Here is a 24,949-nt window from a genome sequence, read left to right as displayed (position 1 = left end):
GAGATTTTAAAAAAGAATGAAGAAGTTAGCATTCTTTGTAGGGCTTTTAATAGTTTTGGGTGGAGCAATTTATGGTGTTTTATATTTAGATAAAATATCTATAAGCCCAGCATTTCAAGCTCAACCTATAGAATTTCCAAAGCTTGGAGAGGCACAAGTGCCACAAGAAGAGAATTGGGTAAGTTCATTTTCAGATGACAATGAGACTCCTTATGCTTACCCAGCGACAGAATTAAGTGTGCGCTTTGATTTTTTGGATAAAGATTCTAAGCAAAGTATCCCTTCAGCTATTAGTATTAGTGAGCTTGATGAGTATAAATTTGCTTGTGTGAAGCAGGTATTGCGGCAAAATAATATAGAATCTGCATATTATAAGTCTGGCAACACACTTAAACTTGTGGTGTTGTTGACCGATGAGGCAATGTATAAAAGGCTTTTGGCAGATTTGCAATACTATCGTCTCAATTATAGTGTGCAATAAACCAAATTAAAGGAGAGTGTTATGAAGTATAAAATCGTTGTGTGCGACCATATCCATCAAAAAGGACTAGATTTACTTACAGCCCAAAGTGATGTGCAGATGGAGAATCTTGCTAGTTTGCCAAAAGATGAGCTACTTACTAAGATTAAAGAGGCTGATGTCGTCATTACGAGGAGTTCTACTGATGTTGATGAAGCATTTTTAGCATCTTCAGGGCAAATACGTGCGGTAGTGCGTGCAGGTGTGGGCGTAGATAATGTTGATATTGAAGGCTGCTCTCGTAAAGGCATTGTTGTGATGAATGTGCCTACAGCAAATACAATCGCAGCTGTTGAACTTACAATGGCTCATCTTATTAATGCCGTGCGAAATTTTCCTGGAGCGAATACGCAGCTTAAGCACGAGCGTAAGTGGAAACGTGAAGATTGGTATGGTATTGAGCTTAAAGGTAAAAAGCTTGGTATTATTGGATTTGGTAATATTGGTAGTCGTGTGGGGATAAGGGCGAGAGCATTTGAAATGGAAGTATTAGCCTATGACCCCTACATTTTGCCTTCAAAAGCTACTGATTTAGGCGTGGCTTATGCAACAAATTTCGAAGACATTCTCTCTTGTGATATTATTACAATTCACACGCCTAAGAATGCAGAAACAAAAAATATGATTACCGCCAAGCAAATTGCACAAATGAAAGATGGAGTGATACTTATTAATTGCGCTCGCGGTGGTTTATATAATGAAAAAGATTTATATGATGCTTTAAGTGTTGGTAAGATTAAATGGGCGGGAATTGATGTATTTGATAAAGAACCAGCTATTAATAATGCGCTGCTTGATTTGCCAAATGTGTATGTAACGCCGCATATTGGGGCAAATACTTTAGAATCTCAAGAGCAAATTGCTATACAAGCTGCCCAAGCTGCAATAGAGGCAGCAAGAGGTTCAAGCTACCCTAATGCGCTTAATCTTCCCGTTAAGGAATCTGAATTGCCCTCTATGGTTAAGCCCTATCTTGAATTGATACAAAAACTTGCTTTTTTGGCAGTGCAGGCAAATAAGGGTGTGATTACCTCAATACACATAGAAGCTCAAGGCGAGATTAGTGCTTATGGAGATTCATTGCAGACTTTTGCTCTTGTGGGAGCGCTTAATGCGAGTTTAGGTGATAAAATTAATTATGTTAATGCACCTTTTGTTGCTAAAGAGCGAGGTATTGATGTCAAAATGACGCTTAAACAAGAAAGTGAAACTTATAAAAACCATATTTATATTACTCTTAGCACACAAAATGAGAGTATTACTCTTAGCGGTGCAGTATTTGAAGATAGGCATTTGCGTCTTACTTCAATCAATCATTTTCAATTTGATATTGAGCCAAAGGGTAAAATGATATTTTTCAAAAATACAGATGTGCCGGGTGTAATTGGACTCGTAGGAAGTATTTTAGGCAATCATCAAGTCAATATTTCTGATTTTCGTCTTGCGCGTCAAAATAAAGAAGCAATGGCTGTTATTCTTGTAGATTCTGAAGTATCAAATGAAGTTATTGGACAGCTTGAAAATATCCCTGCGTGTTTGAGTATAAAGATTGTTAATGTATAATCATTAACACAAAGTGAGTGCTTATGCAAGGAGATTCTCAACCTTTTAGAGCATATATTTTGCTATTAACTACCTCAAGCGCTTTTGCTGCACAGAGGTGTTTAAGTAGCCCTTTGCTCGCTTGTTTTGAGTTTTCTTTGAATCTTGTGCCTACACCCAAAGAATATAGAAGTGATTGTGGTTTGGCTTTATTCTTAGAAGGTGGGAATACTCTCCAAGATGAGTATCTAACGCGCTTTTTAGAATCTATAAATGAGATTTTAACGCAAAGACATATTAAGTATGAGATAAAACTTATCTAAATACGCTATAATACGCGTTTGAGCTTTAAATTGCGAGGGACACATATGAAAGATTATAATCATATTCATATTACAGGTGCGCGTGAGAATAATTTGAAAAATATCAACCTTAGCATACCTAAAAATCAACTTGTTGTTTTTACTGGTTTATCTGGCTCTGGGAAATCAACACTTGCTTTTGATACACTTTATGCAGAAGGACAGCGCCGATACATAGAATCTCTCTCAAGTTATGCACGACAATTTTTAGATAAAGTAGGCAAGCCCGATGTTGATAAGATTGAGGGACTAACCCCTGCTATTGCGATTGACCAAAAAACTACAAGTAAAAATCCACGTTCCACTGTTGGCACAATCACTGAAATTTATGATTATTTTCGCTTGCTTTATGCGCGCGTAGGGAAGCAGCATTGCCATCTTTGTGGAGATGAAATTTCGCAAATGAGTCAAACTGATATTATTGAGCAGATTCTAAAACTCCCTGCAAATGCAAAAATGATACTTCTTGCCCCTATTGTCAAGGAAAAAAAGGGTAGTTTTGCTGAAAAAATAGAATCTCTGCGTCAAAAAGGTTATGTGCGAGCAATGGTTGATGGTGTGATGGTGCGTCTTGATGAAGAAATTGAGCTTGCCAAAAATAAAAAGCATAGCATTAAAGTTGTTATTGATAGGGTGGTAAATTCTTTAGAAAATCACACACGTATAGCTCAAGGAGTGGAGAAAGCCTTGCGTGAATCTTATGGTGAGATTGAAGTAGAGATGTTGCATAATGATGAAAAAAAGTTGTTGCATTATTCTGAACATTTCGCGTGTTTTAAATGCAAAATAAGTTTTGAGGAGCTTGAACCACTTGGATTTTCTTTTAATTCTCCAAAGGGCGCGTGCGAAGATTGTTTGGGGCTTGGTGCAAAATATGCTATTGATTTAAAAAAGATACTTGATAAGTCTCAACCACTCAATAAAGGTGGCATTAAAATTATTTTTGGATTCAATCGTAATTATTATGCCGAGCTTTTTTACGCATTTTGCAAAAGTGCTAAGATTGACCCAACACTTAGTTTTGAAGAACTTTCAAAATCCCAGCAAAGTGCTTTGCTTTATGGACGTGAAGAGGAAGTAGAAATCACTTGGAAATCAAGCAAACTTAAGCGTCCTTGGAAAGGTATTATCCAAATTGCATATGATATGTTTAAAGATGATAAGGATTTGGGTGAATACACTACTGAACGAGTATGTCCTACTTGCAAGGGACATCGCCTAAAACTTTCTTCTCTTAGCGTTAAAGTCGGTAAATTAGGCATTGGTGAGCTTATTGATATGCCTATTGAAAAAGTTTATGAGTTTTTTGATGATAAAGCGCATTTTTCATATTTGAATGAACAAGAACAATTTATTGCACAACCTATTTTGAAAGAAATTCGTGAAAGATTATTTTTTCTCTATGATGTGGGGCTTGGTTATCTCACACTTGGGCGTGATGCACGCAGCATTAGTGGGGGGGAATCCCAACGCATACGCATTGCAAGTCAAATTGGTAGCGGGCTTACAGGAGTTATGTATGTGCTTGATGAGCCAAGTATTGGCTTACACGAACGTGATACACTGCGGTTAATCAAAACTTTACGAAGTTTGCAAGAAAAAGGCAATAGTGTGATTGTCGTGGAGCACGACAAGGAGACGATTTTAAATGCTGATTATGTTGTGGATATTGGTCCCGAGGCAGGATTGCGCGGAGGAGAAGTAGTTTTTAGTGGAAATGTGAAGAAGCTATTAGATTCCAAAACGCTCACTGCTATGTATCTTAAGGGCGCAAAGATTATTTCTTATCCACATAAGCGTACCATTGAACAATGGCTTGAAATTAAAAATGTCAATATTAATAATATTCATAATCTTTGCACGAAAATTCCTCTTTCGCAATTTGTGTGTGTAACAGGTGTAAGTGGCAGCGGTAAAAGTTCCCTTATTCTCCAAACGCTTTTACCTGTAGCACAAGAGCTTTTGAATAATGCCAAAAAGGTGCAAAAATGCGATGGTGTAGAGATTGTAGGATTAGAATATTTAGATAAAGTAATTTATTTAGACCAAAGTCCTATTGGACGCACACCGCGTAGCAATCCTGCGACTTATACAGGTGTAATGGACGATATACGTGCACTTTTTGCGGAGATTAAAGAATCTAAACTGCGTGGATATAGTGTTGGACGCTTTAGTTTTAATGTTAAAGGTGGGCGATGCGAGAAATGTCAAGGTGAGGGTGAGATAAAAATTGAAATGCACTTTTTGCCTGATGTGATGGTTAAATGTGATGCGTGTAAGGGTGCAAAATACAATCCTCAAACATTAGAGATTGCTTATAAAGGCAAAAATATAGCAGATGTTTTGGCAATGAGTGTTGATGAAGCCTTAGAGTTTTTTGCCAAGGTGCCAAAAATTGCTACAAGGCTGCAAACATTGCAAGATGTGGGTTTGGGATATATTACACTTGGACAAAATGCTATTACCTTAAGTGGCGGTGAAGCACAGCGAATTAAGCTTGCTAAGGAGCTTAGTCGTAAGGATACAGGAAAGACGCTCTATGTGCTTGATGAACCCACAACAGGATTGCATTTTGCCGATGTAGATAGGCTGACAAAGGTGCTTCATCATTTGGTAGATTTAGGGAATTCAGTCATTGTTATTGAACATAATTTAGATATGATTAAAAATGCTGATTATATTATTGATATTGGTCCAGAAGGTGGTAGCGGTGGAGGTAAAATCATAGATAGTGGGTCTGTGGAGCAAGTGAGTAAAAATCATACAAAAAGCGGGAGCTATACAGGTAAGTTTCTAGCTTTAGAATTAAAACGTGATAAACAATTTCAAAAGGAGTAAAAATGAAATTTGATGTGTTATTTGGCGGTGTAAGTTTTGAGCACGAAATTAGTATTGTGAGTGCTGTTGCACTTAAAAAAGTTTTAGGAGAGAGTATTGGTAATTTTATTTTTTTAGATAGCTCACATCGTTTTTATCTTATCCCTTTAGATTCTATGAAATCAAAACTTTTTAGTTCGGGAGATTATAAAAAATGCACAGAGATTTTTTTGCAAAGAGGTGCATTTGTGAAAAAAACATTTTTTGGTTTTAAACCCATTATTCCTCATACTCTTATTAATCTCATACACGGTGCAGATGGGGAAGATGGGAGCGTGAGCGCATTACTTGATTTTTATCATTTGCCCTTTATTGGTCCGCGCATAGAATCAAGTGTAATGAGTTTCAATAAAGTATTTACTAAGATTTTTGCAGCTCAAAGAGGTGTAAAAGTGCTTGATTATGAAATTCTCACGCGTGCAAATCCACATCTTAAACATATTGCCTATCCAATAATCCTTAAACCCGCAAGGCTTGGAAGTTCTATAGGAGTGAGTGTTATAAATGAAGAAAAAGAGCTTGATTATGGCAGAGATTTAGCCTTTGAATATGATGACACTATCATAGCAGAAAGCTTTAAAAGTGGTGTCAAAGAATATAATCTTGCAGGGTGTAGGGTAAAAAATGGTTCGCAAGATGAATATAGATTCTCAATTATTGAAGAACCTAGTAAAAAAGAGCTCCTTGATTTTGAGCGTAAATATTTGGATTTTTCACGCACAGCGCAAGTTTTGCAAGCAGATATAAGCTCTGCATTAGTAGCAAAATTACAAGAAAATTTTATGAAACTCTATGAAAATGCTTTTGAAGGGGCATTGATACGATGTGATTTTTTTGTTATTGATGATGAAGTGTATCTCAATGAGATTAATCCAATTCCGGGTTCTATGGCAAATTACTTATTTGAGGATTTTGTAGGGGTGCTTACAGAATTAGCTTACAATTTGCCAAAAAAACATTCTATCAAGGTAAGCTATAAGTATATAGAGCAAATCCATTATGCAAAAGGAAAATAGTTTATTATGGCACAAAGGCGCATAGAATATCAAGGTGAATATTTTGAGCTAAGTTATGAGAGAATCCAAGCTCAGTTCCCTACACATCAAGATTCTAATCACGTATCTTTTATGTTATTTTTGCACGGCTGGGGCAGCAATAAGGAGCTAATGAAGAGTGCTTTTGGTAAATATTTTAATCAGTGGGAACATATTTACTTAGATATGCCCGGCTTTGGCAATAGTCCAAATGATAAACCTCTCACAACGCAAGATTATGCAAAAATTGTAGAAATTTTTATGCGTGAAGTGAGTGGTGTGGCAGTGAAAGATTGTGTTATTATAGGGCATAGTTTTGGAGGAAAAGTAGCTATATTATGCCAACCAAAAGAAGCTATACTTCTCTCATCTGCTGGAATTAGAGTGCCTAAAAGTTTGAAAGTTCGCTTGAAAATTGTTTTTGCAAAGATTATGGGAAAATGTGGGCTTGGCAAGTTGGGTAAAATATTTCGCTCAAGTGATGTTAAGGCAATGAATGAGGGTATGTATCAAACATTTAAAAATGTTGTTGATGAAGATTTTTCATCAGAATTTAGTGCATATAAGGGCAAAGCAAACATTTTTTGGGGTAAAAATGATAGTGCCACACCACTTTTTTGCGGTCAAACTATCGCTGCACTTATTCCTACAAGTAGATTCTTTCCTATGGAAGGAAACCATTATTTTTTTCTCAAACAAGGTGGAGAGATTGAAAAGCTTTACAGGAGTGAATTATGAAAAAAAGATGTGAATTTTTAATATTTGGTAAGGTGCAAGGTGTAGGTTTTAGACGTTTTGTTAAATATAGGGTTGATAAGCTTAATGAAGAAAGTAAGGTTTTAAGCGGGAATGTATGTAATTTAAGCGATGGTAGCGTGCGTGTAATAGCACAAGGCGAAGAAGAAGCACTTGAAAAATTATGTAAAATACTTGAGATTGGACCTATTAAAAGCGAGGTTGAACGAATACAATCTCGCGAAATAGATATTGATGAGAGTCTCAATGATTTTGAGATTTTAAGATAAAGGAAGTAGTATGGAAGAAATGTTTATCATTGATACGATTGCACAATGGGTAGTTATATTGTGTCTTGCATATTATGGAATGACAAATCTGCAGTGGTATAATTATAGCTTTAAGCGAGTGCTTTTAATGCACCACAAATGGCAATGGCATATATATTATTTTATATTGCCACTTGCTGTGTATGTAGGAAGTGTTTTTATCCAAGAACCATTAAGTAGCTATATGCTTATAGGATTGAGTATAATATATTTTATTGCAATAGCTATATGGGCAATACAGCTTGATAAGCGATTGAATTTCACTCAAAGAGTATTAAAGTTTTTCGTTATTTTCTTTATTTTTATGTCCTTTAATGAGGCTTTATGTTACATATTAGACGTTAATAGTAGATTGTTTGATTTGATGCCGCTTGTGTTTGCGAGTATTATTTCAAAAATATATGAAAATATTTTACTTAATCGCTATATTATTCTCGCTAAAGAGAAACTTGATATTATGTCAAGATTAATTATTATTGGTGTAACAGGCAGTTATGGCAAAACAAGTATGAAAAACTTTTTAGCACAGATTCTTAAAGAAAAGTATCGCGTATATGCTACACCTAGAAGCGTTAATACGCATACAGGGATTGTGGCAGATATTAATCAAAATTTAGATTATATTACAGAGATTTATATTATTGAAGCAGGAGCGCGTTTAAAAGGCGATATTGCACTTATTAGCCAATTTTTGAATCCACATTATGCTGTTATTGGTGAAGTCGGTGAGCAGCATTTGGAGTATTTTAAAAGCCTTGAAAATATTGTAGAAACAAAATTTGAGCTATTGCAAAGCTCAAGGCTAAAAAAAGCTTTTGTTTTTAAAGATAATCCTAAATCACCTCATATAGAACCAAATATAACCAAAAAGATTCAGTATTTTCCAGAAAATGTGCGTAATATTGATGCAAATCTTGATGGCACAAGCTTTGAACTTTTTATTAAGGGTGAGTGGCATCACTTTGAAACAATGGTTTTAGGCGTTTTTAATGTTGTAAATTTGAGTGCAGCGATTTATATGGGTGTGGAGCTTGGTTTGCAAGTAGAAGAAATACAAAAAGCTGTAAAAAGAATAGAGCCCATCCCTCATCGTCTTAACAAGATACAGACACATCAAAAGCTGATTATTGATGATGGATTTAATGGGAATCTTAAGGGAATGAAAGAGGCTATTCGTCTTTGCTCACTTTATCAAGGGCGAAAGATTATTGTTACGCCCGGCATAGTAGAGAGCACAAAAGAAGCTAATATTGAACTTGCCCAAGCTATTGATAAGGTATTTGACATTGTTATCATTACGGGCGAACTCAATGCAAAGATTCTATCTAAACACATTTATAATACACAAAAGATTACTCTTAAAGATAAGTCTATGCTTGAAGATATGCTCAAATCTTGCTCTCAAGCCCACGATTTAGTGCTTTTTAGCAATGATGCTCCAAGTTATATTTAGGGAAAAGCGGCAATGGAGAGAATCTATGCACCTTGGCGAAGTAAGTATTTTGGTTCTTGTTCTGAAGGCTGCGTATTTTGCGCGATTGCAAATAATCCGCAAGATGACGAATGTAATCGTGTAATCTATCGTGATGATGTTGCCTTTGGTGTTATGAATCTTTATCCTTATACACCCGGACATTTTATGCTTATTCCTTTAACTCATCGTGATTCACCTGAAGAGTTACCTTTAGAGACTTGGTTGCATTTGCACAAGCTTTCATACAAAGCAATGAATGTGCTTTATGAGTATGGTGCGCAAGGTGTGAATATGGGTTTAAATATCAAAAAAGCCGGTGGAGCAGGCATACCCGAACATTTGCATATCCACTTTGTGCCACGTTATATAGGTGATACAAATTTTATAACAAGCATTGGTGATGTGCGCACTTATGGAATGGATTTTGATAGTGTGTATAAAAAGATAAAATACTTAAGCTTAAAACATTTCGCAAAGGAGAAAGTATGAAGCATTTTCAAGGTGTAAGAGGGATTTTATATATATGGTTTGTCTTAGCAGCATTATGTTATGGGGCGAATGAGAGATACAATCATTTGCTTTTTAGCAATAATTATACAGAGGTGCGCAAGGGTATTAATCTTGGAGCAGATATTGAAGCACGATTGCGTGGAAGCACACCACTTTATGATGCAGCACGCAAGGGAAATATGGAGATTCTATATTTACTCATTGAACGCGGAGCTGATGTGAATGCAGTATGCCACGGCGAAACCCCTTTGCTTAAAGTTGTCGCTTTAAACAATCTTAGGTTTGCTCAAGCGCTTATAAATAAAGGAGCAAAGGTGAGGGTAGCTGATGAACATTTAGGTAATACGCCACTTCACTATGCGGTAATGAGAAAAAATTCGGAAATGATAAAGCTTCTTTTGTCAAATGGTGCGGATATGTATGCGGAAAACTTTAAAGGAGATACACCAGCGCGTTATATTCTTGCAAATCGCTCTTTGCCTGCAGTGAGTATCAAAAATGATGATATTACACTGAAAGCTTCTGGATTTAATTTAGGACAGGGAAGTGTAAATATTACTATCAGTAATGAAAGTGAGAAATTTGCTACAATTACTTATATGGCACTCTATATCAATGGAGATTTAATAAGTGAGACTGAAGTAAATAGGAAAATCCCTCCACGTTCAAGCGCATCAGTTGGGAGTTTGAGTATTCCTACTGATACTTATGAGGCAATTCGCATTAAAAAATCGGGTGCAAGTAATATTAAATATGGATTCGCAGTAGAATATGACCTTGAGGGGAAAAATAAAAATCTTTATAAAAAAACAAGCACAGAACTTCAACTTTGGTAGATTCTCTTGCAAAGTTTGGAGACTATAAACCATACAAACAAATGGGTTAAGATAAAAAAACTTCTTAAAAGAATAGTGTTTATAGGACTTGTCTTTTTCATTGGTATTTTTTTATATCGTGTAGTGCTTGGAAGTATGCTTATACATAGCGTAGATTTTACATATAGCAATGATTATAATCCCAAAAAAGTTACCTTATTACTATATCTTGGAGCGATGAAAGGCTTTGAGGGAAATGAAGAAGACTATAATGCGTCAAATTATAGATATAGGGATTTGCACTATCTTGTGGCACGCGGTGATATAGAGAATGTGCGTTTATATTTGCGACTTGGCGGAGATGTGAATCTAGGTGGTGATTCTAAGAGCGCACTTTATATTGCTTTATCTCGTGGAGATAATGAAATGGCAAAGCTTCTCTTAGAATATGGAGCAAGGGTTATATTTGATAAAGGCTTTTTGCTACTCAATCTCTTGGATAGAAAAATTACTGATGAAGTGGCAGAGCTTGTTGTAAATAGGGCTTTAGAAGAATCTAATATGTCGGTTCAATATCTATGCTGGGCAAGTAGGGATTTTAGCTATAATGGATTTAGTTCTAGGGCGTTTCATTTGATGCTAGAGCGCATTAATGAGCCTTTAGAGGATATAACTTGTGAGAACTGGGGATTATTATATGCTATGCTAAATAAAGGTTTTAGGAATAATGGTTTTGGTATAGATGAAATAAAGGCAGTTTTTCTAAAGGCAAAAGAGCAAGGTTGTAAAGAGTGTATGAATTATGTTGTACGCTTGTATTATAGAGGATTAGATTGGGTTGAGAGAGTAAATGTAATGGCTGAAATAATATATAAGATTAATTCGTATAAGATTGATTTGGATATCAAAAAAGAGCAGGAAATGTTAGACTTGCTTGAATTTTTCATACTCAATGGTGGAGATGTGAATTCTTATATCCCCTCATCATATAAGCCTGAAACTTTGCTTGAAAACACCAAGTATCGCGATAAAAAATATCATCACTTAAAATCTGTTATTGCCTTACTTATCAAATATGGAGCAAAATAGGATTGACATACTTATTATAAATCCCATATAATGCCAGATTGCATATTAAATAAGGATATATATTGGCAAATGCTCTACTCGTGGCTGCGTATAAGCCACCATTTTTAAGCTCAAATGCGTGTCTCTCTCGTTTAAAAAAGCACTTTGGTATGTCAAAGGCGGGTTATCTTGGCACACTTGACCCTTTTGCAAAAGGTGTGCTTGTAGTGGGATTTGGTAGCTATACGCGTCTTTTTCCGCATTTACAAAAAGTGCCTAAAGCTTATAGAGCGACACTTTGGCTTGGTGCAAAGTCTGCAAGTTTGGATATTGAGCATATAGAATCTATTGAGATTATCCCTGAATACAATCAGAGTGATATAGAGAAGATTCTCTTTTCTTTAAAAGGCACTTTTGATTATACGCCTCCTGCTTTTAGCGCAAAACATATCAATGGACAAAGGGCATATAAACTTGCAAGAGAGGGTAAGGTATTTACTCTACAGCAGATTCAAATGAGTATTTATAATATTACATTGTTATCATATCATCACCCTTTTGTGCATTTTGAAGTGAGTGTGAGTGAGGGTGCATATGTGCGAAGTATTGGGGAGATAATAGCCAAAAAGCTTGGCGTAAATGGTGTGCTCTCAAGCCTAGAGCGAATAAGTGAGGGACAAATGAGCGTGAGTGCCACAGAGCAAATAAGAATCCTTAATCCACTTGAGTATCTCCCTTATCCTCAACTAGAAAATATGCACAGATTCTCTAAGCAGATGTATGATGGTAAAAAAATTACATTAAAAAATGCCCAAAAAGGAAAATATATAGTTTGTTTTGAGGATTTTTTTTCTATAATTGAGATATTTTCAAATGGTGGCATACAATACATTTTAAATAGGATAGAATATGTTGATACTTTCAAGAAAACAAGATGACAGCGTGATAATTGGCGATGATATTGAAATAAAGATTATCTCCATTGACAAAGGCAGCGTGAGACTCGGGTTTTCTGCACCAGAAAATTGTGTGATTTTACGTGGAGAGCTTAAAGAGGCAATTACTTCACAGAACAAACAAGCTTCGCAAAGTGATGATATAAAAGCTGTATCAGAGATAAAGTTTTTGCTTAAAGCCCATAAGAAATGAACAAAAATGAGTGAAACTATCAAAATTTATCCAAAGCTCAATATTTTTCTTAAAATTTTGGGACACAAAGATGGCTTTCATCAGATTCATTCTCGCTTTGTTTTGGCAAAAGGAGAGCTATATGATGAAATGAATATCACACATTATTCTTGCTTTACTTTACAAGGGGATTTTGATTGCGAGGAAAAAGATAATCTTATTTATAAAGCAAAATGCGTATTGCAAGATTTTTTAGATATTCAAGGACAAAAGACTGCTGTAAAAGCCATTGAGTGTGTAAAAATAGAAGTGCAAAAATCTATACCTAAAGGTGCAGGATTAGGTGGGGGAAGTGGAAATGCTGGAGCATTTCTTATTGGGGTAAACAATTTTTTTGGGCTAGGTTTAAGTCAAAAACAGCTTATGGCAGTGGGAGAAAAGATTGGAGCAGATGTAGCATTTTTTGTGAGTGGGGAAGAGAGTGCAAATGTGAGCGGAAAAGGGCAATATATTCAATCTCTAAATGAAAAACCATTACAATACAGCATTTATACGCCACCACATATATTTTGTGATACTACAAAAGTCTATAAATGCTATGCAGATTCCATCAAAGCGCATAAGCGCTCATATAGCGCACCTGCAAATGAGTGGTTTGCAAAAACTAGTCTTGAATTGCTCTCAAATCATTTTTCTAAAAGCACCCTCAATGATTTATATGAAAGTGCGTGTGAGATTTATCCACATCTTAGGGATATTGCACAAGAGCTTGGCGAAGGTTGGTATTTTAGCGGCAGTGGCAGTAGCTTTTTTAGACAGGAGCAAGTTTGATATGCCCATACGAGTGATTGCAAAAAATAAAAAAGCATATTTTGATTATGAGATTCTTCAAAGTTTAGAAAGTGGTATTGTGTTGCAAGGAAGCGAAGTAAAAAGTATTCGCGCAGGACGAGTAAATCTTAAAGATAGTTTTATAAAAATCATACGCGGAGAAGCCTTTTTGTTTAATGCTCATATTTCATTTTTACAAACGACTTATACGCATTTTAAGCCCAATGAACGCAGAGAAAGGAAACTTTTGCTTCATAAAAAAGAGATTGATAAATTGTTTGGGAGTGTAAGCAAAGAATCTTTAAGCATTGTTCCATTAAACATTTATTTTAATCAAAAAAATAAAATTAAACTTTGTATTGCACTTGTGCGAGGGAAAAAATTGCACGATAAGCGAGAGAGCATTAAGAAAAAAATGCTTGAGCGTGAAGCAAGAGCGCATATGAAAAGCTATGGCAAAAAGTTGTAGCCTATAAAGGAGTTAGATATGAAGGAAATAGTTGATTATGGGGTGCTTGGATTCTTACTCTTTTTAAGTATAGTAGTTCTTGGTTTGGCATTAGAGCGTTGGTGGGCATATCGTAAGATAAACCTTGATGCTTTTAGTGATAAGAGAATCTTAGAGTTAGAGCTCCACAAGCGACTAACACTCATTGCTACAATTGGTTCAAATGCCCCGTATATTGGACTTTTAGGGACAGTTATTGGTATTATGGTAACTTTTGTAGAAATTGGCTCTACTTCTCTCATAGATACGCAAAATATTATGTCTGGATTGGCGCTCGCACTTAAAGCCACTGCAGCAGGACTAATAGTGGCTATACCCTCAATCGTATTTTATAATCTTTTACTTCGTAGGAGCGAAGTATTGCTTTCACTTTGGGATATTGCACATAATCCTCCACATAAGCCAAAAACCCCTACAAGGTATGATATATGAAAAAAATAGATTCTCTTAATTTGATACCTTTTATTGATATTATGCTTGTCTTGCTTGTGATAGTGCTTACAAGTGCTTCATTTGTGGTGCAGTCAAGAATCCAAGTTGATGTGCCTCAAATTGATCAGACACAAGGACAAAATACAGATAAAAGAGAAACACACAGCATTACAATTAATAAAGAAGGAGATTTTTTTCTTGATGATAAACCTCTTTCACTCCAAGAGATAGGCGCACAGCTTGAGCAGCTTGATAAAAACATACAAGTTATCATTCGTGGTGATAGGCAAAGTGGCTTAGAGTTTTTCCTTGAAATTACAACAATGTTGCGTGATAAAGGTATTAATGATGTGTATGTTATTGCAGAACAAAAATAGATTCCAACTAAAGGAGGGCTTATGCAAGAGTTAAATTGGCTGATTAATATTTGCTTTACTATTTTAATGGTGGGGCTATTTGTGTGGGATTTTAAAACTTTTGGTGAGCCTGCACACAAGGATTTTAAGGCAATTATTATGAGCACGGGAGTGCTTGGGACATTTGTAGGAATTTTTGTAGGACTTATGGGATTTGATACTCTTGCCTTGCAAGATTCCGTGCCATTGCTGCTTGATGGGTTAAAGACTGCATTTTATACTTCTATTGTGGGTATGGGTTTGGCTATTACACTTTCTATTATACAAAGGGCAAAGGGTATTAAAAGCACCCAAGATATGAATCTAGATTATCTGCTCCATCAAGCTGGGAATTTAAACTATCTTAAATCTCTTGAAGAGATTAATCATAAAGCGCTTGAATTGCCTACTAAAGAGGATATATTACAGATAAACGCTACTACAAATGAGATTTTAGCATCTGCACTTCAAAAGATAGATGTTTCTTTACAAGAAGCCATTAAGCAGCTTGCTAGCGGTGCCTCTAAGGAGTTGATTAGCGCATTGGAACTTGTCATTAGAGATTTTAACCATAATTTACAAAATCAATTTGGAGATAATTTTAAAGAACTTAATAGTGCAGTAGGTAAGCTTCTTTTGTGGCAGGAAAATTATAAGCAGCATATTGAGCAAACTCAAACTTTGCTTATTCAAACTCAAAGTGCAATGCAAGAGAGTGCAAGTGCAATGAGTGCTACACAGGCTACTTTGGCATCTATTAATGCACAAAATGAACAAACTATGGCATTTTATGGGAAGACTTTAAATATGATTGATGAGATGAAAGCAAAAGGAGATATGCTTCACGCTCAACTTAGTGAAGTTGCCACGCTTGGTGAGAATGCAAGAGCTTGTTTGGGGATTATAGACACATTTTTTAAAAGCGCTGTTCAAGGTTTTGGTAAGCTTGAAGAGGTTGCTACACAAAATATTGAAGAGCTTAAAAAGAGAATTGACACTTACTTTTTACAGCTCAATGAACACGCTAATGTAAATATGGAGACTTTGAGAATCTTTATAGAGGATAGTTCAAATAAAGCACAAGATAATATTGCACAATCTCTTGAGAATCATAGCGCACTTTTCCGCACACAATGTAGTAATCTTGCACAGGAGAGTGAGGGAATATTCAAAGCTATTTTAAGTAACGCACATACACAAATTGAAAATTTAAGCCGCGAATTAGAGAAAAATATCCAGCAAAATATAGAATCAAGTACACATAATTCAGCAGAATTTGCGCGTTTGCGAGAGCATATTGCCAAAAATCACACGGCGATAGTAGAAAGTCTTGAATCGAGCCTCTCGCATTTAAATACACATAATGAAACCATAATGCGGGATATGGCAAAGGGTATGCAAGGTATGCAAGAGACTTACCTTTCTACTTTGAGCGCAAGTATGGATTCTGTATTAAATAAAGAGCAAGAAATTATTCAAGCGCGATTGGAGGGCTTAAATGATTTTGCGCTTCGCACTGATACAGCGTTGAATACACAATATGAAAATGTGAGCAATTTCCTTAAGAAAATGGCGAGCGAATATCTCAAAATTATGCAAAAACTTACTAAAGATTCTGTAGCAATTCCTAAGGATATGGGTGTGCAAGTGGTAAAAGATTTTGGTGATTTGCAGCATAATCTCCTTTCACATCTGGGGAATCTTAATGCACAGATTCATCACAATAGTGCTCAACTTATTGAACTCTATCGTAATGTGCAAAATATTTTAAGTGAGAACATTGAGGGTAATAAATCTTTGCAACAAGAAATTAAAACTACATTTGCTTCGCTTGATGAATCAATGAGTGCAAGTTTTGAAAACTTTAAGGAAAATTATGAGTGGTTTTTGCGCCGTGTGCGTGAAATTATAGGTTCTAGGTAGGATAAAATGAAGCATAATCAGTGGATTAGTATTTCTGATATGATGGCGGGCATTATGATGATTTTTTTGCTCATTATGGTGTCTTTTATGCTTATTACCCAAAAAACACAAGAGGATTTAAAGATACACAACCAAAAATTGCTAGAGCTTAATCAAGCTATGAGTGAGATTGCAAAAAATTATTCTAATCTTCAGCAAGAGCTTTATGAGGCATTATTGAAAGAATTTAGTAAAGATTTGAAACGATGGGATGCGCAAATTGATGAGGATAATACGATTCGTTTTAATGAGCCAGAAGTGCTTTTTGATACAGGAGCGGCACAGGTTAAAAAACGATTTCAAGATATTTTGAATGATTTTTTTCCACGATATGTAAAGATTCTCTCTTTGCCAAAATTTCAAGATAACATTGAGGAAGTGCGTATTGAAGGGCATACATCGCAAAGTTGGTATGTGGCTCATACTCTTGAAGAACGTTATCTTGGTAATGCTGAACTTTCGCAAGCAAGGGCTTTAGAAGTATTAAAATATTGTTTTAATCTTAAAAGTATCAATAATTATAAAGAGTGGCTTATTAAGGTGTTTCGTGCTAATGGTTTGTCTTTTGCTAAACCGCTTGAAGATGATGACAAATCAAGACGAGTAGAGTTTCGGGTTGTTACAAAAGCGAATAAAGATTTACTTAGAATCCTTGAGATTAGCAAAGATTTTGAGATTAAATAACTTCTTTTTAAGCAAAAAATTGGCATAATTGCCAGTTTAATTTATCTGAAGGTTAAGAAATGAAGAGAACTTACCAGCCACACAATACACCTAGAAAACGCACACACGGCTTTCGTGCAAGAATGAAAACAAAAAATGGTCGGCGTGTTATTAACGCAAGAAGAGCAAAAGGTCGTAAAAGGCTTTCAGTATAGTTTTGTGCAATAGGTAAATATATTTGGCAAGGTTGGATACCCTCAAGAATAAAGCAGAATTTGATTTTGTTTATAGAAATGCTCAACGATTTTTTCACAAAGATTTTGTGCTTTATATGCTTAAATTTTCATCTATACGAGAGTCTTATCCGCTTCGCCAACAAAGAATATTTCAATCTATTCAATCGCGTAATGCAAAATTGCATCTTGGATTAAGTGTTTCGCGAAAAATTGGCAAAGCATATATGCGTAATCTTATAAAACGCCGTATAAAAGCTATTGCTTATGAAAATTGCGCAGATTTTAAAGATGTGATTTTTCTGATTGTTGTAAAGGAGGGTATAAGAGAAATGGATTTTGCTACGCTTAAAAATAATTTACTTGCAAGTTTTATAAAGATGTATAATGCAAAAAAAACTCGTAATATTCGCGTTTTACATCAAATAAGTCATTATGCAGGATAAAATATGTGGATAGTTCGCTGTGCCTTGATACAGGCTGTAAGGTTTTATCAAAAGTGTCTTTCACCTTTAAGCGTTGGGGCTTGTCGGTATTATCCAAGCTGTTCTGATTATACATTGTGGCTTTTGCGCTTTGATAATCCATTGAAAGCAAGTATCAAATCAATGCAAAGAATCTTAAGCTGCAATCAGTTTTTTGAGGGCGGTGTCGCCTATCCTCAAGCATATTTAGAGTTTAAAGATATTGCATTTATGCCAAAAGATGTGAAATATTGGTTTGTTCCTAACACAAATACAAGATTTTTAGATATAATATGCGTTTTGAAAAAAACTTATAAAATGCGAGTTTATATTATTAAAACACTCTCTTATAAAGAAAGAGGTTAAAATTATGTATCGTCCAAACGAACAAGATAATGGTATGTCCCTCACGCGTGTGCTGATAGCAATAGGTCTTTCTATTGCCTTTTTTGCAATATATGCGTATTTTTTTCCACAAAAACCACATCAAAATACTCATCAAGCACATACAGCTCAAAATACGCAAGATACACAAGAATCTATTCAAGCAAGCACTCATACAGAGATAAATACACAGGTTGCTCCACATCAAAATATTCAAGATAGCACACAAAGTGTGCAAAATGAGATTTCTTCTAGTGCTCAAATGCCACATTCACTTAAGCAAACAATTATTGCTCGTGTAGATTCTGATGAGTTTGAGCTTGAAATTGATGCCCTTGGTAGGATTAAGCAAGTCTATCTTAAAGATGAAAAATTTATACGACACGAGCAAACTAGCCTTTTTGCAATGATAGGAGAGGTGCTTGGTATGAAACCTGCCCACAAAGAGAAACGAGATAAATTACCACTTTTTGGGGATTCTCAACTTCATACAATGGAAATGCGTTTTAGTGATACATCTATCAATCAACAAGCTTTTGATACGCCTTATACAGCAAATATTTCATACATTAAGTTAGAAAATGCGCCTGTTGAAATTGTTCTCACGCAAAATCTTGGTAATCTTGTTATTAAAAAATATCTTACTATTCACCCTAATCTTGCTTATGATGTGCGTTTAGAGTTAAGTAAGCCCAATATAGAATATTTTGTGAGTAATGGTATGCGCCCAACTGCTGATACTGATACTTACGCATTTCGTGGAGTCATAACGCGTAATAATATAGATGGTGTTTTGACAAAGTTTGAAGATGGTGATGCAAGTAGTGATTATTTAGCCAAAAATGCAGCGGATATTCGCTCTTCTAGCTTTGTGGCAAGTGTGGATAGGTATTATACAAGTTTGTTTTTTAGCAATGCCCCAAAAGGTTTATATGTTGTGATGAGCGGTGATAATGCACATAATCCTATGCCTTATGTGCGATTTGAAGGGGACGCAGAGTTTGCAGGATATATAGGACCAAAGGAATATCACGAATTACAAGGAATTGAGAATACACTTACTGATGTAGTAGAATATGGGCGTATCACATTTTTTGCAAAACCACTTTTTTTACTTCTTGAATATTTATATGATTTGTGCGGAAATTGGGGTTGGGCGATTGTATTATTAACGCTAATTGTTCGCATAGTGCTTTATCCTTTGACTTATAAGGGTATGGTATCAATGCAAAAACTCAAAGATTTAGCACCTAAAATGAAAGATTTACAAACGCGTTATAAAGATGACCCACAAAAGCTACAAATACATATGATGGATTTATATAAAAAGCACGGAGCAAATCCACTCGGTGGATGTTTGCCATTGATTTTGCAGATTCCTGTATTTTTTGCTATTTATCGTGTGTTGCACAATGCTGTCGAGCTTAAAAGTTCAGCGTGGATTCTATGGATTACTGACTTATCGGCAATAGACCCCTATTTTGTGTTACCTGTATTAATGGGGGTGAGTATGTATATTTCTCAAAAGCTTACACCTTCAAACTTTACAGACCCTATGCAGGAAAAAATCTTTAAAATGCTTCCTTGGGTATTTACTATTTTCTTTATTATTTTTCCATTTCCTGCAGGGCTTGTGTTGTATTGGACAATTAATAATGTATTTTCTATTATTCAACAAATAAGTATAAATAAAATTATGGAGGGTAAAAAAGCAAAAGAAATCGCGGCTCATCACGATGAAAAAACAAATAAAAGGGGATAGTTATGAAAAAAATTGTAGAGAAGAGTTTGGAAGCAGCTCTTATTAAGGCATCAACGGAATTGAGTTGTTCAGTAGCGGATTTGGACTATGAAATTGTGCAAAATCCTTCAAGTGGGTTTTTAGGCTTGGGAAAAAAAGAGGCAATTATTGTTGTGGAATCAAAACACAAAAATTTGTCAAAGCCCATCAAAGAAAAATATACAAAACAAGAGGGACAAGAGCGATTTAAATCTACACAAACCGCAAAAAGAGATTATCATTCAATAACTGAATATGCAACAGATAAAGAAGAATTTACTTCGCAGCAGCTTTGGGGAAATGAGGCACAATGGGACCTACCATCTCAAGATGATGATGCAAATGCAAGAGAAATTTGCAAAGAAATAAAGGAGCTTTTTGCACTACTTCCCTTTGAGATTGATCGCTTTGAGGTAAGAATGGAAGAGAATAATATACTTTTTGTATATATTGATGGACGCGATTGTGCATTGCTTATAGGAGAGAGAGGTTATCGTTACAAAGCACTCTCATACTTGCTTTTTAATTGGATAAATCCTAAATATGGTTATTCGCTTCGTCTTGAAATCGCAGAGTTTTTTAAGAATCAAGAAGAAATGATTGATATATATCTTAAAGATATTATAGATTCTGTTAAGATTAATGGTAAGGCTCAAACCAAAGTGCTTGATGGGATTTTGGTATATATTGCTCTTAATAAATTGCGCGAAATATTTCCTGACAAATATGTATCTGTGCGTCAAAATGACGCTAATGAAAAATACGTTATCATCAATGATTTTAGACGATAGCACTATTGTTGCTATTGCTACTCCTATAGGTGTGGGGGCGATAAGCATTGTGCGCTTAAGCGGAGAGAAAGCTTATCATATAGCTCTCGCTCTTACACACAAAGAATCTCTAAAACCTAGATACGCTCACTTGTGCCATATTTATGATGCACAACAAATGCCTATTGATGAAGCTTTGGTGCTTTATTTTCCAAAACCATATAGCTATACGACGCAAGATGTATGTGAAGTGCAGTGCCACGGGGGTATTGTAAGCGCAAGAGCAATTGTGCAACTTTGTTTGAAACTAGGCGCTAGAATGGCTCAAGCAGGTGAATTTGCTAAACGTGCTTTTTTGGGTGGGCGATTAGATTTGGCACAGGTTCAAGCTGTTGCTGGGCTTATCCAGTCTCAAAGTCTTGAGGCAAATAAGATTCTTATGCGACAACTTAAAGGCGATTTGGGGACATTTGTAAATCGCACACGTGAAAATCTTCTTGAGATTCTTGCTTTTAGTGAAGTGCACATTGATTATAGCGAAGAGGTAGAAGAAAGTTATATACGAGATATTCAGCAAAAATTAGCGTATGTTGAAAATGAATTATCGCATATTTATCACATTTCTCTTACGCGACAATCTATCATTGAGGGTTATACATTAAGCATTATTGGCAAGCCAAATGTGGGTAAAAGCTCTTTGCTCAATGCGCTTTTAAGATATGAGCGTGCGATTGTAAGTGAGATAGAGGGAACGACACGAGATACTATTGAAGAGATGCTTACTATTAAGGGTAGTTTGTTGCGTATAGTTGATACAGCAGGTATTCGTGAAAGTGATGATAAAATTGAACAAATTGGTATATTAAAAACAAAGGAAGCTCTTATGCGCAGCAATATTATTGTTGCTATTTTTGATGGTTCACGTCCATTTGATGCAGAAGATAAAGCAATTATGGAGATTCTCAAAACTCAATGCCAAAACAAATATATTCTTGTGATTATAAACAAAAGTGATTTGCCACTTCAGTGTGAAGAAGAGTTGCTTCATAATTTACTTCGCTTACATAATAAAGCCTTACTTTGTATGCCCTTGCATTTGAGCACAAAATATGAGGGTGTGCAAAAAGTATTAGAATGCTTAGAAGAAGTTGTAAGCACACATAATGGAGATGAAAGTATGATTCTTACATCAAGTTATCAACTTGATTGTATTAAAAAGGCATTAGAATGTATTGTAAAAGCTCATAATGTGCTTGATATAGGGCAGTTAGAGTTATTTTCATATCAGATACAAGATTGTATAGAATCTATTTGTAAAATTACCCACCCTTATGAAAATGCAGAGTTACTTGATAGGCTTTTTGCCACATTTTGTTTAGGCAAATAAAGCCTGTGCATTTAATAGGAACGTTTCAATATTTTTTATGAAGTATGACATAAGATTGCTAAGTTATAAGTTATTTTATAAATAAACTTGACATTAAATGACTAAACTTATATAATGTAGTTCATATAAAACTTAAGGAGTTTAGTATGAATTTATTTGAAAAATTAACAAACCAAATGAAAGAAACGCTTGATAGTGCAGCTTCGCTTGCCTTACATTCAAGTAATCAAGAAATTTCTCTTGCACATATATATTGGGCGCTTTTAAGTAATCATCAAAGTGTGCTCAATCAGGCTTTGAATAAAATGAATATTGATAAAACTGCGCTTGAGCTTCAAGCGCGCAGTGAAGTAGATAAACTTCCCAAAAGCTCACAGGTGCAAAAAGAGAATCTAAGTATCAGTAAAGAGCTTTCAAGTGCGCTTAATCTTGCTCAAGGCGAGGCAATTAAGAATGGTGATAGTTTTATTGCAGTAGATATGTTTTTAATCGCTAATCTTAAAGAGAGCACTTTTGTAGCTATATTTAAGCCTCTTGTGGATATTGCAGAGTTTAAAAAGACATTACTAAGTCTAAGAGGGGAGAGCAAGATAGAATCTCAAAGTGGTGATGATAATTTGGAATCTTTAAGTAAATTTGGCATTGATTTAACCCAAAAAGCATTAGAAAACACTCTTGACCCTGTTATAGGGCGCGATGATGAGATTAATGCAATGATGCAGATTCTCATACGTAAAAGTAAAAATAATCCTATTTTATTGGGAGAGCCAGGTGTGGGAAAAACTGCTGTGGTAGAGGGTTTAGCACAGCGAATTGTGGCAAAGGCTGTGCCTACAAGTTTGCAGAATAAAAAGCTCATTGCCCTTGATATGAGCGCACTTATTGCTGGAGCAAAATATCGCGGAGAGTTTGAAGAACGACTTAAAAATGTTGTTGATGAAGTGAAAAAAGCTGGAAATATTATTTTATTTATTGATGAGATTCACACTATTGTGGGTGCTGGGGCAAGTGAAGGGAGTATGGACGCAGCAAATATACTTAAACCTGCTCTTGCACGAGGGGAGCTTCACACTATTGGTGCAACTACGTTAAAGGAGTATCGCAAGTATTTTGAAAAAGATGCTGCACTTACACGGCGATTTCAGCCTATAAATGTCAATGAACCAAGCATTAATGAGGCATTACAAATTTTGCGAGGGATTAAGCCAAATTTAGAGGCGCACCATAATGTCAATATTACAGATGCTGCACTTGTAGCAGCAGCCAAGCTTTCAAGTCGATATATTACCGATAGGTTTTTGCCTGATAAGGCGATTGATTTGATTGATGAGGCAGCAGCAGAGCTGAAGATGCAAATAGAATCTGAACCCTTAGAGCTAAGCAAGATTAAAAAACACATTGCCAATCTTGAAGTTGAAAAACAAGCACTCAATATGGAAAAAACAAATGTCAATGAGGCGCGTGTGCTAGAGATTGATAAGGAATTGGAGAATTTGCGTGAGGAAAAAATGAGCTTAGAGGGCAAATTTGAGCAAGAAAAGAGCGTTTTTACGCGTATTGCTACAATAAAAGCGGAGCTTGATAGCCTAAAAAGAGAATCTGAACTTGCTAAACGAAGTGGAGATTATAACAAAGCGGCTGAAATTGATTATGGTAAAATCCCTGATATTCAGGCACAGGAAGCAGCCTTGCATAAACAATGGGAAGAAATGCAGCAAAATGGCACTTTGCTTAAAAATGCTGTTACACAAGAGAGTATTGCGGGAGTTGTTAGTCGCTGGAGTGGGATTCCAATTAAAAAAATGCTCCAAAGCCAAAAGGAGCGCATTTTAGGCATAGAATCTGAACTTGCCAAAAGTGTAGTAGGACAAGATGATGCAATAAAAGCCATTGCTAGAGCAATCAAACGCAATAAAGCCGGATTAAATGATGCCTCTCGCCCTATTGGGAGCTTTTTATTTTTAGGACCAACAGGTGTAGGTAAAACACAATGTGCAAAAACTTTAGCAGAGTTTTTATTTGATAATGCCAAATCACTTGTGCGTATTGATATGAGTGAATATATGGAAAAACACGCTGTAAGTAGGCTTGTAGGAGCACCTCCGGGCTATGTAGGCTATGAAGAAGGTGGCGTGCTTACTGAAGCCATAAGACGTAAACCTTATAGTATTGTGCTTTTTGATGAGGTGGAAAAAGCCCATCCTGATGTGTTTAATATCCTTTTGCAAGTGCTTGATGATGGGCGATTGACTGATAGTAAGGGTGTGAGCGTGGATTTTAGCAATACGATTATTATTTTAACAAGCAATATTGCAAGTGATAAAATTATGGAGATTGGGGATAAGCAAGAGCGCCAAAAGGCTGTGAAAGAAGCACTTAAAATGTATTTTAAACCAGAATTTTTAAATCGCCTTGATGATGTAGTTGTGTTTAATCCGCTCGGACTTGCTGATATTACTCAAATTGTGGATATTATGTTTAAGTCTTTGGCTAAAAGGGCGTTGGAGAAAGGTATTAATGTTACCCTTAGTCAAGAGGCTAGAGAGCATATTGCCCAAGTAGGCTTTGATAGCGTATATGGCGCGCGTCCGCTAAAAAGGGCATTATATGAAGAGGTTGAGGATAGATTAGCAGATTTGATTTTGCGTGATGAGATTAAAGAGGGTGATAGAGTGAATTTTGCGCTTAAAAATGGCGAAATTTGCACACATATAGAAAAAGAATAGAAAATTTACACCAAAGAGTG

General features: G+C 35.6%; 26 protein-coding genes. All 26 read left to right on the top strand.

The annotated features are described in order from the left end of the window. Positions 1–16: 16 nt before the first annotated feature. The 26 genes from HH_RS00680 (at position 17) to HH_RS00550 (ending at position 24,929) form a co-directional block, all read left to right on the top strand. The gene (locus HH_RS00680; RefSeq protein WP_011114979.1) at positions 17–481 is read left to right on the top strand and encodes a hypothetical protein; all 465 of its coding nucleotides are present in this window, start codon (positions 17–19) and stop codon (positions 479–481) included. A 21-nt stretch (positions 482–502) separates the two neighbouring features. Further along, positions 503–2,083 (top strand): phosphoglycerate dehydrogenase, encoded by a 1,581-nt coding sequence (serA, locus tag HH_RS00675; RefSeq protein WP_011114978.1) that lies wholly within the window; start codon positions 503–505, stop codon positions 2,081–2,083. A 23-nt stretch (positions 2,084–2,106) separates the two neighbouring features. Then, a complete protein-coding gene (locus tag HH_RS00670; RefSeq protein WP_011114976.1) occupies positions 2,107–2,385 on the top strand; it encodes a putative Se/S carrier-like protein in 279 nt (92 codons plus the stop codon). 45 nt (positions 2,386–2,430) lie between these two features. Continuing rightward, on the top strand, positions 2,431–5,262 hold the full coding sequence (gene uvrA / locus HH_RS00665) for an excinuclease ABC subunit UvrA (RefSeq protein WP_011114975.1): 2,832 nt from the start codon (positions 2,431–2,433) through the stop codon (positions 5,260–5,262). A gap of 2 nt (positions 5,263–5,264) precedes the next feature. Continuing rightward, positions 5,265–6,317, top strand: coding sequence for a D-alanine--D-alanine ligase (locus tag HH_RS00660; protein ID WP_011114974.1), 1,053 nt, complete (start codon positions 5,265–5,267; stop codon positions 6,315–6,317). A gap of 6 nt (positions 6,318–6,323) precedes the next feature. Beyond that, entirely contained in the window at positions 6,324–7,073 is a 750-nt protein-coding gene (locus HH_RS00655; RefSeq protein WP_041308914.1) for an alpha/beta fold hydrolase, read from the top strand. Beyond that, the gene (locus tag HH_RS00650; protein ID WP_011114972.1) at positions 7,070–7,360 is read left to right on the top strand and encodes an acylphosphatase; all 291 of its coding nucleotides are present in this window, start codon (positions 7,070–7,072) and stop codon (positions 7,358–7,360) included. Before HH_RS00655 ends, HH_RS00650 begins: the two co-directional genes overlap by 4 nt. A 10-nt stretch (positions 7,361–7,370) precedes the next feature. Further along, complete coding sequence (locus HH_RS00645; protein WP_011114971.1) at positions 7,371–8,852, top strand: Mur ligase family protein; 1,482 nt, start codon at positions 7,371–7,373, stop codon at positions 8,850–8,852. 12 nt (positions 8,853–8,864) lie between these two features. Then, positions 8,865–9,362 (top strand): HIT family protein, encoded by a 498-nt coding sequence (locus HH_RS00640; RefSeq protein WP_011114970.1) that lies wholly within the window; start codon positions 8,865–8,867, stop codon positions 9,360–9,362. After that, positions 9,359–10,219 carry an ankyrin repeat domain-containing protein gene (locus HH_RS00635; RefSeq protein ID WP_011114969.1) on the top strand — a complete coding sequence of 287 codons (861 nt, stop codon included), beginning with the start codon at positions 9,359–9,361 and terminating at the stop codon, positions 10,217–10,219. The genes HH_RS00640 and HH_RS00635 overlap by 4 nt, the downstream gene beginning before the upstream one ends. Before the next feature lie 75 nt (positions 10,220–10,294). Then, entirely contained in the window at positions 10,295–11,287 is a 993-nt protein-coding gene (locus HH_RS00630) for an ankyrin repeat domain-containing protein (protein WP_041308912.1), read from the top strand. A gap of 62 nt (positions 11,288–11,349) precedes the next feature. Beyond that, positions 11,350–12,204, top strand: coding sequence for a tRNA pseudouridine(55) synthase TruB (gene truB, locus HH_RS00625; protein WP_011114967.1), 855 nt, complete (start codon positions 11,350–11,352; stop codon positions 12,202–12,204). After that, positions 12,176–12,415 (top strand): carbon storage regulator, encoded by a 240-nt coding sequence (locus HH_RS00620; protein ID WP_011114966.1) that lies wholly within the window; start codon positions 12,176–12,178, stop codon positions 12,413–12,415. Before truB ends, HH_RS00620 begins: the two co-directional genes overlap by 29 nt. Positions 12,416–12,421: 6 nt before the next feature. Further along, positions 12,422–13,225, top strand: coding sequence for a 4-(cytidine 5'-diphospho)-2-C-methyl-D-erythritol kinase (locus HH_RS00615; RefSeq protein WP_041308908.1), 804 nt, complete (start codon positions 12,422–12,424; stop codon positions 13,223–13,225). A 7-nt stretch (positions 13,226–13,232) separates the two neighbouring features. After that, complete coding sequence (smpB, locus tag HH_RS00610) at positions 13,233–13,694, top strand: SsrA-binding protein SmpB (protein WP_034366439.1); 462 nt, start codon at positions 13,233–13,235, stop codon at positions 13,692–13,694. 18 nt (positions 13,695–13,712) lie between these two features. After that, entirely contained in the window at positions 13,713–14,165 is a 453-nt protein-coding gene (gene exbB, locus HH_RS00605; RefSeq protein WP_011114963.1) for a TonB-system energizer ExbB, read from the top strand. Further along, positions 14,162–14,542: a biopolymer transporter ExbD gene (locus tag HH_RS00600; protein ID WP_011114962.1), complete on the top strand. Its 381-nt coding sequence runs from the start codon at positions 14,162–14,164 to the stop codon at positions 14,540–14,542. Before exbB ends, HH_RS00600 begins: the two co-directional genes overlap by 4 nt. Positions 14,543–14,563: 21 nt before the next feature. Further along, positions 14,564–16,483, top strand: a complete 1,920-nt coding sequence (locus tag HH_RS00595; protein ID WP_011114961.1) for a hypothetical protein — start codon at positions 14,564–14,566, stop codon at positions 16,481–16,483. Positions 16,484–16,489: 6 nt separating this feature from the next. Next, entirely contained in the window at positions 16,490–17,206 is a 717-nt protein-coding gene (locus tag HH_RS00590) for an OmpA/MotB family protein (RefSeq protein WP_011114960.1), read from the top strand. A 59-nt stretch (positions 17,207–17,265) separates the two neighbouring features. Then, positions 17,266–17,400 carry a 50S ribosomal protein L34 gene (gene rpmH / locus HH_RS00585; protein WP_011114959.1) on the top strand — a complete coding sequence of 45 codons (135 nt, stop codon included), beginning with the start codon at positions 17,266–17,268 and terminating at the stop codon, positions 17,398–17,400. A gap of 23 nt (positions 17,401–17,423) precedes the next feature. After that, positions 17,424–17,864: a ribonuclease P protein component gene (gene rnpA, locus HH_RS00580; protein WP_011114958.1), complete on the top strand. Its 441-nt coding sequence runs from the start codon at positions 17,424–17,426 to the stop codon at positions 17,862–17,864. Positions 17,865–17,867: 3 nt separating this feature from the next. Further along, on the top strand, positions 17,868–18,248 hold the full coding sequence (gene yidD / locus HH_RS00570; RefSeq protein ID WP_083750341.1) for a membrane protein insertion efficiency factor YidD: 381 nt from the start codon (positions 17,868–17,870) through the stop codon (positions 18,246–18,248). Positions 18,249–18,252: 4 nt separating this feature from the next. After that, the gene (gene yidC, locus HH_RS00565) at positions 18,253–20,028 is read left to right on the top strand and encodes a membrane protein insertase YidC (RefSeq protein WP_011114955.1); all 1,776 of its coding nucleotides are present in this window, start codon (positions 18,253–18,255) and stop codon (positions 20,026–20,028) included. A gap of 2 nt (positions 20,029–20,030) precedes the next feature. Then, the gene (locus tag HH_RS00560; protein ID WP_011114954.1) at positions 20,031–20,837 is read left to right on the top strand and encodes a Jag N-terminal domain-containing protein; all 807 of its coding nucleotides are present in this window, start codon (positions 20,031–20,033) and stop codon (positions 20,835–20,837) included. After that, positions 20,800–22,203, top strand: a complete 1,404-nt coding sequence (gene mnmE, locus HH_RS00555) for a tRNA uridine-5-carboxymethylaminomethyl(34) synthesis GTPase MnmE (protein ID WP_041308905.1) — start codon at positions 20,800–20,802, stop codon at positions 22,201–22,203. The genes HH_RS00560 and mnmE overlap by 38 nt, the downstream gene beginning before the upstream one ends. A gap of 146 nt (positions 22,204–22,349) precedes the next feature. Continuing rightward, complete coding sequence (locus HH_RS00550) at positions 22,350–24,929, top strand: ATP-dependent Clp protease ATP-binding subunit (protein ID WP_011114952.1); 2,580 nt, start codon at positions 22,350–22,352, stop codon at positions 24,927–24,929. Positions 24,930–24,949: the final 20 nt, after the last annotated feature.

The sequence above is a fragment of the Helicobacter hepaticus ATCC 51449 genome (assembly GCF_000007905.1).
Taxonomy (GTDB): domain Bacteria; phylum Campylobacterota; class Campylobacteria; order Campylobacterales; family Helicobacteraceae; genus Helicobacter_C; species Helicobacter_C hepaticus.
Note: the sequence above shows the minus strand (reverse complement) of the source record. Positions and strands in the feature narration are given on the sequence as shown.